The sequence below is a fragment of the Paraburkholderia sp. GW821-FHT02A12 genome (genome assembly GCF_059422005.1).
This window is the reverse complement of sequence record NZ_JBWKWA010000002.1, coordinates 599,550-612,047: the sequence shown is the minus strand read 5'-3', so window position 1 is coordinate 612,047 and position 12,498 is coordinate 599,550. Positions and strand designations below refer to the sequence as shown.

Annotated in this window: 16 protein-coding genes and 1 pseudogene; 7 read left to right on the top strand and 10 right to left on the bottom strand. The window is 58.0% G+C overall.

All coding sequences use genetic code 11. From position 1 onward, the window contains the following. Positions 1–107: 107 nt before the first annotated feature. From AC07WT_RS23955 to AC07WT_RS23935, 5 genes are all read right to left on the bottom strand, one after another. Positions 108–707, bottom strand: coding sequence for a hypothetical protein (locus AC07WT_RS23955; protein WP_494948855.1), 600 nt, complete (start codon positions 705–707; stop codon positions 108–110). 264 nt (positions 708–971) lie between these two features. Then, complete coding sequence (locus tag AC07WT_RS23950; RefSeq protein ID WP_494948854.1) at positions 972–1,469, bottom strand: SRPBCC family protein; 498 nt, start codon at positions 1,467–1,469, stop codon at positions 972–974. 192 nt (positions 1,470–1,661) lie between these two features. Next, the gene (locus AC07WT_RS23945; protein WP_494948853.1) at positions 1,662–2,399 is read right to left on the bottom strand and encodes an SGNH/GDSL hydrolase family protein; all 738 of its coding nucleotides are present in this window, start codon (positions 2,397–2,399) and stop codon (positions 1,662–1,664) included. A gap of 72 nt (positions 2,400–2,471) precedes the next feature. Next, positions 2,472–2,981, bottom strand: coding sequence for a signal peptidase II (gene lspA / locus AC07WT_RS23940; RefSeq protein WP_494948852.1), 510 nt, complete (start codon positions 2,979–2,981; stop codon positions 2,472–2,474). Between the two features lie 19 nt (positions 2,982–3,000). Continuing rightward, positions 3,001–3,333, bottom strand: coding sequence for a hypothetical protein (locus AC07WT_RS23935; protein WP_494948851.1), 333 nt, complete (start codon positions 3,331–3,333; stop codon positions 3,001–3,003). A gap of 9 nt (positions 3,334–3,342) precedes the next feature. On the opposite strand from AC07WT_RS23935, the gene AC07WT_RS23930 reads away from it, so the two are divergent. The 3 genes from AC07WT_RS23930 (at position 3,343) to AC07WT_RS23920 (ending at position 4,781) form a co-directional block, all read left to right on the top strand. Then, positions 3,343–3,648 (top strand): hypothetical protein, encoded by a 306-nt coding sequence (locus AC07WT_RS23930; protein WP_494948850.1) that lies wholly within the window; start codon positions 3,343–3,345, stop codon positions 3,646–3,648. Continuing rightward, positions 3,623–3,808, top strand: a complete 186-nt coding sequence (locus AC07WT_RS23925) for a hypothetical protein (RefSeq protein WP_494948849.1) — start codon at positions 3,623–3,625, stop codon at positions 3,806–3,808. Before AC07WT_RS23930 ends, AC07WT_RS23925 begins: the two co-directional genes overlap by 26 nt. Positions 3,809–4,076: 268 nt before the next feature. Then, positions 4,077–4,781 (top strand): hypothetical protein, encoded by a 705-nt coding sequence (locus AC07WT_RS23920; RefSeq protein WP_494948848.1) that lies wholly within the window; start codon positions 4,077–4,079, stop codon positions 4,779–4,781. Between the two features lie 177 nt (positions 4,782–4,958). Here the strand turns inward: AC07WT_RS23920 and AC07WT_RS23915 are convergent, their stop codons facing one another. Next, entirely contained in the window at positions 4,959–5,723 is a 765-nt protein-coding gene (locus AC07WT_RS23915; RefSeq protein ID WP_494948847.1) for a molybdate ABC transporter substrate-binding protein, read from the bottom strand. A 172-nt stretch (positions 5,724–5,895) separates the two neighbouring features. Here AC07WT_RS23915 and AC07WT_RS23910 point away from each other — a divergent pair, with 172 nt between their 5' ends. Next, a complete protein-coding gene (locus AC07WT_RS23910; protein WP_494951026.1) occupies positions 5,896–6,810 on the top strand; it encodes a LysR family transcriptional regulator in 915 nt (304 codons plus the stop codon). A gap of 297 nt (positions 6,811–7,107) precedes the next feature. On the opposite strand, the gene AC07WT_RS23905 is transcribed toward AC07WT_RS23910, so the two are convergent. Beyond that, positions 7,108–7,941 (bottom strand): oxidoreductase, encoded by an 834-nt coding sequence (locus tag AC07WT_RS23905; RefSeq protein WP_494948846.1) that lies wholly within the window; start codon positions 7,939–7,941, stop codon positions 7,108–7,110. 94 nt (positions 7,942–8,035) lie between these two features. Here AC07WT_RS23905 and AC07WT_RS23900 point away from each other — a divergent pair, with 94 nt between their 5' ends. Then, positions 8,036–9,007, top strand: coding sequence for an AraC family transcriptional regulator (locus AC07WT_RS23900; RefSeq protein ID WP_494948845.1), 972 nt, complete (start codon positions 8,036–8,038; stop codon positions 9,005–9,007). Positions 9,008–9,185: 178 nt separating this feature from the next. On the opposite strand, the pseudogene glmS reads toward AC07WT_RS23900, so the two are convergent. Beyond that, positions 9,186–10,592 (bottom strand): annotated as a pseudogene (gene glmS / locus AC07WT_RS23895) (glutamine--fructose-6-phosphate transaminase (isomerizing)); the annotation flags it as partial. Here glmS and AC07WT_RS23890 point away from each other — a divergent pair. Continuing rightward, on the top strand, positions 10,553–11,068 hold the full coding sequence (locus tag AC07WT_RS23890) for an Lrp/AsnC family transcriptional regulator (protein WP_494951025.1): 516 nt from the start codon (positions 10,553–10,555) through the stop codon (positions 11,066–11,068). The pseudogene glmS and the gene AC07WT_RS23890 overlap by 40 nt on opposite strands. Continuing rightward, positions 11,050–11,379, top strand: a complete 330-nt coding sequence (locus AC07WT_RS23885; RefSeq protein WP_494951024.1) for an IclR family transcriptional regulator domain-containing protein — start codon at positions 11,050–11,052, stop codon at positions 11,377–11,379. Before AC07WT_RS23890 ends, AC07WT_RS23885 begins: the two co-directional genes overlap by 19 nt. A gap of 110 nt (positions 11,380–11,489) precedes the next feature. Here the strand turns inward: AC07WT_RS23885 and AC07WT_RS23880 are convergent, their stop codons facing one another. Continuing rightward, positions 11,490–11,825 (bottom strand): hypothetical protein, encoded by a 336-nt coding sequence (locus tag AC07WT_RS23880; protein WP_494948844.1) that lies wholly within the window; start codon positions 11,823–11,825, stop codon positions 11,490–11,492. 103 nt (positions 11,826–11,928) lie between these two features. Next, positions 11,929–12,183 (bottom strand): hypothetical protein, encoded by a 255-nt coding sequence (locus tag AC07WT_RS23875; protein WP_494948843.1) that lies wholly within the window; start codon positions 12,181–12,183, stop codon positions 11,929–11,931. Positions 12,184–12,498 lie beyond the last annotated feature (315 nt).

The following is a 12,498-nucleotide window of genomic DNA, read 5'->3' as shown; positions in this document are numbered from 1 at the left end:
GGCGGCAATCGACCCGGAGCGGACGGAGAAGGCGCTCCGATGCAGACACTCAAAGCAGGGGGAGTCACCTATTACAGCCTGCCACCGTCGCTTAAAGTGTCGTCCGATTAATGCTCCCGAGAGAATGACATGTAAACATTCATGTATTCCTCCAAATGCCGCTCCCTCAATTTGGACAAGTCAATTACATCCTTATCTATCTTCCCGTCAGTATTTTTAAATTTCACCACGATCAATGGCGGTCGCCTATATCCAGAAACTGAAGTTATATTTTCAATAGAATTCCATGGAAATCTCAAATTGCCATGCTGATAGCCGGCTTTTGAAAGCGTTACTGCGGGCTCGTCGATACGGCTACAAACCAAAACGGCATTGCAAGCCTTAATCCCAAAGAAAATGGTTCCGGGCAAAAAAATGATACTGATGACGATTGCTGTCGGGTGATCATCAGGATGTTTCGTGGGAGTCCAAAAGAATGCGGTGTTTATGAGCAGAAACATTCCAGTGAGGACTAGCAAAGCCACCGCTTCAAATATAACAGCTCCCTTTGAATAGAAAAAATTCATGGATTGAGGGATGTCTCTTGATTCCGATATTTTCTTTATCTCGGACTGCCACTGCTCGGCGCTCTTACCTATTTTCGTCATGGCATATGGCACAATAACGAGCAGCGTAGGTAATATTAGTAAAAAAAGTAGATTTCCCAATTATCAACCCTTACGCGCATGTGATAGATGATGGATGATTTTCAATTCGGCTTCAGACACTTTTTGGCCGAAGGCAGTGCTCAACGTAGCGCAGAGCACTGCATCCCGGCTCAGCCATAAGCGCGCAGTAACCGGCACTATACGGCAACGGTGTCGCCAATTTTCAACGATCTTGCTCAATGTGTCGAATGTCTCAAACTGGCCGATCAGCGACTGCCGCCATGCCGATTCCGTTTGGATCGCACAAGAAGCGGGCGTGTGCGCTCAGCGTGCTTTTGATTCAGCGCGCTGCTTGACCGCGGCATTCATCGCCTGGAAGTTTCGCCGAGTGTCCTCGATTACGTCGTTCGTCAACCGCCCGACAAGCAATCCAGAGAAACGCTCCGTTTGCTCAAGATGGGTGCCGCCAGTTACGGCCGTCAGATGGATGCAATGTTTACCGTCGAAGACACCGGGAATCCATACACTGCCACGCCAGCAAAGATCTTGGTCTGGGCGAACGAGCAAGACAGTCGGCCTGAACACCATCGAATCCGATCCGGTGCCTAGCACAATGCGGATTGTCGCGCCTTCTCTGAAGTCACCGTCAACCCGAGTAATGAAGGGATTCCAATCCGGATATGCGGCGCTATCCGATACAACTTTCCAGACATCGGAAGGCGGCCGATTGATAAGAACGTCAGCATGCACGCTACTATCTTCGTGCAGGACGAAAAGGACTCCAATTACGCCGACAACACCGGCGAGGATGCCTTTCAGCAACCACCTCCGTAAACCCATATTCGCCCCGTAATCCGTTGCAATTCTTTTGCTGCCGCCTTGGACTCACAGATTGTCGACTATCTCCACACCGATGTCGAATGGCCGAAAGTGGCCGATCGCTGCCTGTCACGACCGGCCATCATCGACCACTCATCCGGTAGACTAGCCTCAACAATCGCTGTGGTTGGCGGTCTATTTGAAAGAAGGCCCCCTAGCCAGCAAATCCACGATCTGCTCGCTGACGAGTTCAGCCCAACGACGATATTGCTGAGCCCCGGGGTGAAAACGATCACGGGCCATTTCGAGCGGCTTTGCCACCCAATTGAGCGATATATAGCGCGCGGCGGCATCCTGGCTAATCCAGCGCTTCAGCATGCAGTCCAAGCGTGCCGCATATCGGCCCAGATACCAGCGTAAAGGGTGTTGGGCAGCAGGCAGAATCCGCAATGGCGGCAACCCTGTTGCCACCAGACCGACTGCACCGGTGCGACGGCGGACTTCTTCGACCAGTCGCCGATAGTCTTGCAGGAATTGACTTGGTGCCCGTTGCGACGTTACATCGTTAGTGCCCAATGCGGTCACGAGAACGTCCGCCGGCCCCAGTTCGCTCTGCGATAGCAACGCTAGCGATTCTTCGGTATTGACGCCGGATTTTGCGACCAGTTGCCATGTAACCGGTCTGCCCAGTTTGATGGCCAGCAGTTTGGCAACGGGTTGTGCTAATGCCTGCGCCTGATCGTCTACGCCCACTCCTGCCGTCGAGGAGTCGCCGACGACCAGAATTCGCAAGGCTGGTTGCTGGGCGTCTCGCACGCCCTCAATGCCGAAACGGGGGCCTGCCGCTTCCGGCAGGCGCAGCGCGGTTCGCCTTAACCTGCGCGCCTGTATCAAGAGAACGGGGCCGAGAACAAGTTTGTAGAGTAGCAGCATTTTTAGTTCGAACTGGCCCGCGCCTTTTCAGCCCCACGAGAGAGTGATCTTCACCGCCATACTCCGCTTGATTCATGTATGTACAGAGACGGATGTGGCAGCATTGCGCCGGATGTTTCCAAGGAATAGTAAAACCACACCGAGTGTAATTCCGATATCGGCGACGTTGAATATGCCGGTGCGCAGATTGCCGATGCCCATGTTTATAAAGTCGAACACCTGACCGCTGCAAAAGACCCGGTCCAGCAAATTGCTGAGACCTCCGCCCACAATGCTCGCAATGGCCACGAGTTCAATTCGCCGAAGCCTGCCCGAGCGAATACCCCAAACGAACAGCCCCGCAAGAATCACCAGATTTCCGTAAATAAAGGCAAGGTCACGGGTCTTCTCCGAGAGCGCCGCCCCGAGGCTAAGGAAAGCGCCGTGGTTGTAAGACGGAAGGATCAAAATACTTCCAGCCAGCAGCGAGAACAGATCACCTGGCTTCAGGATGCTCTTAAACACTGCCTTGGTCAGTTGGTCTGCGATGATCCACGTCAGCGCCGCGACCAACACCCAAACAAGTCTTCGCTTGAAAGACATCTTGGCTCCCCTTATCGCTCTAGCGCGAAGCAATACGAAAATCGACGCCGCTAGCAACCATTGACACCACGGCAACCGCAGCGGAAGGACCACCGTGCAGTGCAATCCACTGACTGGTGACGCACGCGGCCGTCGCGTACAGTTTCTTGTCGGTAAGCGCGAGTCTGTTCCATTCGAACATTCCACCTGGCAGCGGTCGGTCTGGCTGAACGAGGCAGCGATCGCCCGTACCCGTCGGTGCCAAATAGCGAAGATCATCGGACGCATACATCGCAATACCTTCATTGAACCAGACGGGAACTGCTTGCCGCATGAAGCCAAGTGGGCCGACACGATGGTTTAATTCATTCATGGACAGTTCATGCGCGGCTATAACAGGATCTCCGCCCCGCGGCGACAATACGGCCACGAAATCGAAGATGGACATGCCACGCCGGTGACCGCCGCGAACACGTTGAAAACACGCATCGCTGCTGCAAACGAGTACCTTCGGATCCGACTCAAGCTTGCCCCAAAAGCGCTGGACTCGCTGCCGTCCTGTAGCGACGGCTACAACAAGCGCTGCACGTTGCTCCGCGCTAATTCCTTTTTCGACGAAGGTGTCATCAACTGCGTGTTCAAAGCCATAACAGGAGGGACACATGGCCGCCGCAGCGGCCGGCAGTGAGACGACCAGCGCGACCCCGCACGCGATGGTCAGCGTACCCAGCAAGCCCACCACAACACTGAAAGCCCGGATGCGTCCTGATCGCAGCTTCACTATTTTCCTCGATATGGTTGCGCGGGCCGACATTATGCACGGCGAGGAGCGAATTCTGAATCAATGAATTCACGCGTCTTGAGTAAATTCGCGAAGCAACATCTGAATCTAATAGAAACTGGAGTCGTTCAACTCAACAGTGACAATCGATAATGCGAAATCCATTTACTTTGCATAGGGCAATCTGTGCCCGCGTCTTTGCGCCTCACAATTGTTGACGACCTGGTTAGCGATGTCGAATGCCCGTTCGTGGCCGATTTGCGCCGAAGTGATCCCCTGGAATCGTTACAATGGTCCAGATGAATCACCCCCCTCAACTGCATCGAGTGCGAGACATGCTGACCTCCTATTTCTGGAGTGGCGACGCCCTCCGCAATCGACGCGTGAGCGACATCGTGCTATCAGGCATGGTCGACGTGCCTGTGCCCCCTGCACGTCTGCTTGCAGATTGGGAACGGGAGACATCATCGCGCCTGGTCCTGGAGCCCGGGGACGTCGAGGTAATGCCTTTGGCGCGAGCACGGGCGCGCTGGCCGGACTACACGCGCTGCGTGCAGGCAATGTCCGATTGGACCTGCGGGCTTGGACTGCACGCGGTGCTTGCCTCCAGTGACGTCGCTCTCATGGCCTGCCGCGGCGCCAAGTACCACCATGACGGCGCGCAATATGGCGGTGCGGCCTTCTGCAATCTCTTCCTGAGCGAGGACAGGGGTCTGGACTTGCATTTCCCCTCGTTGGGCCATCGCATTCCTCTGACCCGGGGAACGGCTGTGATCTTCGATACGGGCCAGCCTCATGGCGTAATTCGGCGCAGCAGCAGCGGTTTTAATGTGGCCGACTTCGCGCCGGACCAGGATTACATCCAGATATTCCTGACCTGGGAGCTTCCCATCGAAGATGCCCATGTCGGGCACGCACTTAAGGTTGCCTTCGACATCGCCCCTTCGACCTCGTTACAACTGAATGAAGAGCAAGTCAGGCTGAACGGCGAACAGGCCATTGTTTGCCCAGACTCTGGTCGTTGGTGCCGGGTTGACTAATCGTCAGGGTCACACCGCGGTGTTGCCCCTGACAGGGTGGACAGGCTCATGTTCAGCGCAATCGGCGACGGTCGGCCCTGAGGAGACATACGCCCTCCTGACTCGCAGCCGTCAGTTCGCAGGCGTGGAGCGGACATTCGTGAAATCAGTTTGGAGCGCCGCGTTGATCCGACTTGATCACGGGCTTGCGCGCTCCAGGCCATTAGCCTCAAGCACAGAGGTCGCTTTGGGTTCCATGAGAAGCCGGATTAGTGCCTCTGAGGCTTTGGCATCGCCTGTGTGTGCGCTGACGCCTGCCGAATACACCGTGTCGTGCTGCAATTCCCGAGGGAGAAGACCCACCAGCCTGACACCGCGGACACCGACGATGTTTGGCACGGTTATAACCGTGGCATCGGCCGCGCCTTTTGCTACGGCTTCGACCACGTCACCCCCCGGCACTGCCACGAGACGGGTCTTTACCTTCTCCGCGATCCCCAGCCGGTCAAGGAGACTGAGGAGATACGCTCCACTGGCGCTCTCGGGCGACCACGAGAGCGAGCGGGCACCGAGCAGCGCCTGCCGGAACGCGTCTACCGTGCTGATATCAAGGGGCGGCACGCCGGCACGCATCGCCATGCCGACCATCGCTTTCGCGATGTCGGTGCGTGTCCCTGCAGCAATCCTGCCTTGCCCGATCAGATCGTCGACTTGCGCGGGTAACAGGATGGCTACGTCAAACGCCTCGCCTGCTTCTATCTGCCGTTTCAGCGTTGCCGCGTTGTCAAACCTGGTGACAAGCCTGTGGCCGGTTTGCTGTTCAAATGCGGGCCCCAGTTCTTCCAGGGTCGACTTCAATGTGGGCGTACTGAGTACCTTGAGCCCATCGGCCCCTACCGTCGGTGTGTGGGTAAAGGCAAGCAGGGCGACGAGGCAGACGCTCGCCAGCACACGGACTCCCATGGCAGTCTCCTTGTTTGATCCCTTCGCCGACAACAACGTAGTGACTTCGCAATACCGTTTCTGATGGAATCATAGTCTGTCCGGTGATAAGCAGATGATTTCAAATTATGATCGCGTGATCAGGAAATCGAATAGAAGGGGTTGAAATGGAAAATGATCGACTCAGCGGCGACTGAAACTACGCGATCTGGACACGTTGATGACGGTGGTCAATGCAGGTGGGATGCGAAAGGCTGCCGAGCAGCTTCACATGTCCCAGCCGGCCGTCTCGAAGGCTATCGCGGACCTGGAAGCCGTTCTCGGTGTGCGGCTCGTCGATCGCAGTCGGCATGGTGTGGAGCCGACGGTGTTCGGACGCGCACTGCTCAAACGTGGCGCTGCGATTTTCGACGAATTGCGTCACGGCATCAGCGAGATGGAGTTCCTCGCTGACCCTGACGCAGGCGAGCTGCACGTCGGATGCGTCGAGACGATTACTGCAGGGTTTGCCGCCGCGATCGTTGAGAGAATGTCGCGTCAGCATCCGCGTCTCATCTTCTCGGTTGCATCGGGCGACGCGCCCGTTTTGGAAGCGCATTTCCTGCGCGAACGTATCTGCGAACTGGCTATCGCGAGACCGTTCACGGCGGCTCCCGGCCCGGACATGGATGGCGAGCCGCTGTTTCATGAGCGGCTCAGGGTCGTGGTGTCGGACCGTAGCGAGTGGGCGACGCGGCGCCGGCCCGTGCTCGCGGAGCTAGTCGACGCTCCATGGATCCTGTCGCCCAACGAGATCGGACAGCATTCGCCAGTGGTCGAGGCATTCCGCGCGATCGATGCGGAACTGCCGGTCGCGCGCGTTCTGACCGGATCCCTCAATCTGCGGCGCAGCCTGCTACAAACCGGACGATTCGTGACCGTGATGCCGCACTCACTGCTGCGTTTCGGCCCGGACAAGGCGTGGATCAAGGTGTTGCCGATAGACCTGCCGACATGGAAGGTGCCTACCATGATCATCACGTTGAAGAATTGCACGCTGAGTCCGGTCGCCGAACGGTTTGTGAATCAGGCACGCACGCTTGCAAAGTCGCTCGCTGCTGTTCAGTGAACGATTCAGCTCGGCGGCTGATCTCTAACGAAGGGCTGACGCGTCGCCATATCACGGTATTGCGACGCTGGGTGCGCAACGCGCCTAAGCCTCGGTGTCCATCGAGTTCGGACCGGTTTTGGGCCGGCAGTTGTCCGTCACGACGGGCCGTAGTCGACCCTGAGCCGTCGTTCGGTGTGTCACGAACAAAGGGCTGCTTCACATTGCCAACGGACTTTCACATCGGGCAAGCATCGCATCGTTCGCACCCGACGCCGCGGGATACGGTTCTCGACAGATTCTCCGCCTCGGCGGTCATTAGCCGTCCGTCGAAACGGTGGTAGCCTCCCACGCACCGATTTCAACGTTCAATGCCGACAACTTGTCTCGCACGAGCCCGAGTGCGTCGCTACCGAGCAAAAGATGCGCGGGCGGGCGATCCACAGCAATGGCGGCCAGCATTGCGCGCGCCGCTTTCCTGGGATCTCCCAATTGCTTGCCGCTTTTTTCCTCGCGGGCTTTGCGGATGGGGTTGAAGATATCGTCGTAATCCGCAATCGAGCGGGGCGTCCGCGTCATCGAGCGACCTGCCCAGTCAGTGCGAAATGAGCCCGGCGCCACGGCCGTCACGGCAATACCGAAGGGCTTGACCTCTTTGCCAACCGCCTCTGAGATGCCCTCCAGCGCAAACTTGCTCCCGCAGTAATAAGCGATTCCCGGCATCGTGATGTAGCCGCCCATCGATGTGATATTCAGAATGTGGCCGCGGCGGCGCTCACGCATGAATGGCAGAACGGCCTTCATCATGGCGACCGCACCAAATACATTCACGTCGAACTGTCGGCGCATTTCCGAGAGCGGCGATTCCTCCATGATGCCCTCGTGGCCGTAGCCGGCATTGTTGACAAGCACATCGATTGGTCCGACGCCAACCTCGATTTCCGCCACGACGCCGTCGATCGCGTCGAAGTCGGTCACGTCGAGCACACGTCCCCAAGCGGCATTCGCGGATACGGACTCGAATTCACGCTTTGCCTGGGCACTTCTCACCGTACCGACGACCTTGTGACCCACCGCCAGCGCTTCCTGTGCGAGTGCGCGGCCAAAGCCGCTGCTGACGCCGGTGATGAGCAGAGTTTTGCTGAATGCCATTAAAGCTTCTCCCGAATGTCGATTGGAAAGTGCATGCTAATCTGACGAGCGAGGTAAATTAAGCCGAGTTTCGCTGATTCTCTTGCATAAAACTATGAACACGATACGCGCTTCGACCCAGCATCCAGCTCTATCCTCTGGAAGCCAGAAACGCATGGTTGCCCTGCTACGCGCGTTGGCGCCCGACGAGGGCTACAACCTGACGGCACTGCCGAGCGTCCGCATCTTGCGGTCGAACCGGGCGCTATCGCGCACGCCCGTTCTGTACGACCCCGGTATCGTGATCGTCTGCCAGGGCCGCAAGCGAGGTTATTTCGGCGACCAGCTCTACCTGTACGACGAGCGTCACTACCTGGCCGTGTCCGTGCCGGTGCCGTTCAGCATGGAGACCGACGCAACCGAGGAGCGCCCACTGCTCGCGCTGTATCTGCACCTCGATTTCGCATTGGCCGCCGAACTTGCGGAGCGGATCGACCGCGAAGGCGTGGCGGAGCGCACACCAGCACCTCAGAGCATGATGTCGACGCCGATGGATGACGCGATGCAAGCGTCCGTGCTGCGCTTCCTCGAGGCGATGCATCGGCCACTCGAAGCTGCTGTGTTGGGCGCCGGGCTGCTGCGTGAACTGTATTTCCGGGTGCTCACCGGAGCTCAGGGAAGCTCGTTGCGCGAGGCTTTGGCGATGCGAGGACAGTTCGGCCAGATAGGCCGCTCACTCCGCCTGATTCATGCAAGCTATGCGCAGCCCCTCGACGTAAGGCAACTGGCCGACGAAGCGGGTATGAGCATTCCGAGTTTCCACAGCCACTTCAAGGCAATTACGCAGGTGTCGCCGATGCAATACGTGAAGTCGACGCGCCTTCATCAGGCTCGCCTGTTAATGGTGCGCAAGGAGCTGACCGCGGAGGCGGCGGGACACGCTGTGGGTTACGCGAGCCCGTCCCAGTTCAGCAGGGAATTCAGGCGTCTGTTTGGCTTGACGCCGGCCGCAGAGGCTAAGCGTATGCGCGAGAGCTTCGCGATCCCGGCAGTATTCGCTGATACGGCTTATGTCTCGTCGCACTGAATTTGGCGCGGTTCGATTTGATCGTAGATCAGTGATCGGACATCCACGAATGTCTGCTAGACGGTGAGAAGCAGGCGCCCACAACGTCGTCATGGAGGACTGTTACTGGCCGAACTGCGCCTGACGTTGTGCGGCGGCACGCGAATCCAGGCGATCACCCGATTCTCGCCATAGCCCATTATTCAACCGTTACCGATTTCGCAAGATTCCGGGGCTTGTCGATATCGGTGCCGCGTGCGAGCGCTGCATGAAACGCGAGCAATTGCATCGGGATGGTGTGCAGGATTGGCGACAGCAAACCGTAGTATTCGGTCAGCCGGATGACTTCGACATCGGGACTCGGCGAAATTCCACAGTCGCTATCCGCGAACACAAAAAGCTTTCCACTACGCGCGCTGACTTCATGCATGTTCGACTTGAGCTTTTCGAGCAGTCGGTCGTTCGGTGCAACGGCGACCACCGGCATCTGGTCGCAGATCAACGCCAGAGGACCATGTTTCAGCTCTCCGGCGGCATACCCTTCGGCGTGGATGTATGAGATTTCTTTCATCTTCAACGCGCCTTCCAGTGCGACCGGATAATGCATGCCTCGCCCCAGGAACAGGATGTTTTCCTTTCGGGTGAGGACTTCCGACCACGCGATGATGTGCGGCTCGAGCGCGAGCACCTTGCTCATCGCGTCCGGGAGATGACGCAGCGCACGCAGATGCATTCGCTCGTCGTCGTCGGACAGACGACCGCGGACTTGCGCCAACGTCAGCGCAAGCATGAAGAGTGCGACGAGTTGAGTCGTGAACGCCTTGGTCGACGCGACGCCGATTTCGATACCGGCGCGCGTGATGAAATTCAATGCGCATTCACGGACGAGCGCGCTGGTCGGTACATTGCAGATCGCCAAGGTCTTCACCATGCCCAGATGTTTCGCGACATGGATTGCTCCGAGAACATCGGCAGTCTCACCGCTTTGCGAGACCGCGATCACGAGGGTGTTCGGGTTCGCCACGCTTTCGCGATATCGGTATTCGCTCGCAATCTCGACGCTTACGGGTAAGTGCGCCAGGCTCTCGATCCAGTATTTGGCCGTCAGCGCAGCATGAAAACTGCCGCCGCACGCGAGGAGCACGACTGAGTCCACGGAATTCAGCACGCGCCATGCGTTGTCACCAAACAGCTCCGGCATGATCGACGACACGTCCTGCAAAGTGTCGGCGACGGCGCGCGGCTGCTCGAAGATCTCCTTTTGCATGTAGTAGCGATAAAGGCCGAGATCGGCCGCACCACTGTGTGCGGCGACCGCGTGTACGGGACGTTCGACGCGTCGTCCGTCGGCATCGACGATCCAGTGGCGGTGGAGCTGGAGGTCGACCACATCGCCGTTTTCCAGGTATGCAATCCGGTCCGTCACGCTCGACAGCGCGATCGCATCCGATGCGAGGAAGTTCTCTCCGTCGCCGAGACCAATCACGAGCGGCATGCCGTCGCGCGCGCCGACAAGCCGATGGGGTTCATCACGGCAGATGACCGCGATCGCGTAGCTTCCGCGCAATCGCGCGACCGCCTCCCGGACGGCGTCGAAGAGGTCGCCGTGACGAGCTTGACCTACGTATCCTCCGCATTTTGCAAACCGATTGCTCGCTGTCGAACATCGAGCTCGCCGAACGCGCGCATACGTCGCCGCCAACGTGTTTGCGCAGGGTGAACAGGCTTCGGGAAACCGGCGTGATCCAGCGTGAAATCGCGATCATCGATCAATCGAAAGTCGGCGCGACGCTGACCGCGATCATCGAGGTGAGTCTCGACCGGCAGACGGCAGAAGATCACGAGGCCTTCGAGATTTACATCTGCGCGGAGCCGACGGTCACGCAGTGCTATCGGGTGTCGCCCGGACCGGATTTCATCGTGGTCGCCGACGTGAGGGACATGGCTGCTTACGACGAACTCGCTCGCCGCCTGTTCACGAGCGCTTCGAACATTCGCAACGTCCGGACATTTTTCTCCACGCATCGAGCCAAGTTCGAGGTTAATGCCCTTGTGCCCGTTTCATCCGAGAGGGTCAGGTAACGCGGCTTGCTTACGCAGATCGCCGGCGTCTGCAGATCGAACTCGGCATTACACGCTCGCGAGCCTATGCAATCGACGACGAGGAAATCGTACTGGGCGTGCGCTGCGTGGCCGCGCCGATCGTCGATGCCGCAGGACAGGTGCGCGGCGCACCGAGTGTCGCGGGCCCTGCCTATCGACTGAGTCTCGCAAGGCTCGAACTGCTCGGCCCCGAACTCGCCGACGCCGCACGGCGCGTCAGTTCGCAATTGACCGTGAGCAAGTATCAATCTGGCGTGGAAGAAGTCGAACCGGTCAGTGGCGGCTGGTAACGCGTCAGTTGAAGCCCAGGGTGAGGGGCGCCCCGGACATCGGCGCCAACTGCGCAAGCGTTGAAGGCGAAAAGCGAGCGGCTCGTAAATACGGCGACACGCTTACATGACTACGTGCGGGTTGCGGAGGTCGGCGAGCTCGGCCCCCCTAACTCTGAGGCGGGGTCGAAGGCTTCTAACCGGTCCAGCGGATTCAACATCGTGGAATCGATATTGCCCACTTCGACAGCGGAGCCGAGAGCGTCTGCCATAGCCAAAGCAAAGCCACGACGATGTCGAAGGTCCGACGTGAACTCATCGCTTTCAAGTAAATTCGCTATGGCGGTTATGTCGAAGTCGCCGCCCTCGTTGTCTCGACTGGATTTCACAATGCACTCAATCTTCTGTATGAGTCTCTTCGCTGCCAGTACTCCGGATGCAATTTCGACAGAATCGATCTTGGTCATTTGTAACTCTCACTAGTCGCTGAGGTCTGGACGGTCGGCGTGCCGGTCAAACACACGCCGTCTGAGGGTTATGAGTAGCGTAGGACGGTTTCCCCTACAAGCATCACCTTGTTTCATTACGCCCGGGACAACTCTCTTCATATAGCTCGGCGAGGCGTTCAAGCGGAGCAGTTAGCGTGAAATGTCGCAGCCGCGCGAGGTGTCCTCGATCTCTCGTGGTCGCTTCGATTTGTCTCTCCAGGTCATGCCGCACGCACAGTTCGCGCTCGGCAATGAAGGACATCAGCACACGTGCGTATAGCGACTCCTTATCAGGGATCGCCATGTACTCATTCACGAGGTCAACGATTTCGTTCATGATTTTCTACGTTCGTGGCATTCGCCGCGCTCCGCCGCAGCAGGATTGCCACGCCAGCCATCCCTAGTGACAAATCCATGTCACCATCAGAATCGCTGCAATTGCGAGGCATACCACGTCAGAACCGTTCATATACCACTAGGCAGATCGCGCCCATGCACGAACTCAACTGAATAATTGAAAAAGGCCTGCTCGCCCTCGGGAGGCGGCAAGCTAAATCTCCGAGAGCGCTACGAACGAATTCCCTGAGATGACCGGTCACGATCATAGGCCGACAGAAATTTATGGCGGTTATAGTGGCGGACAAGGCCACGG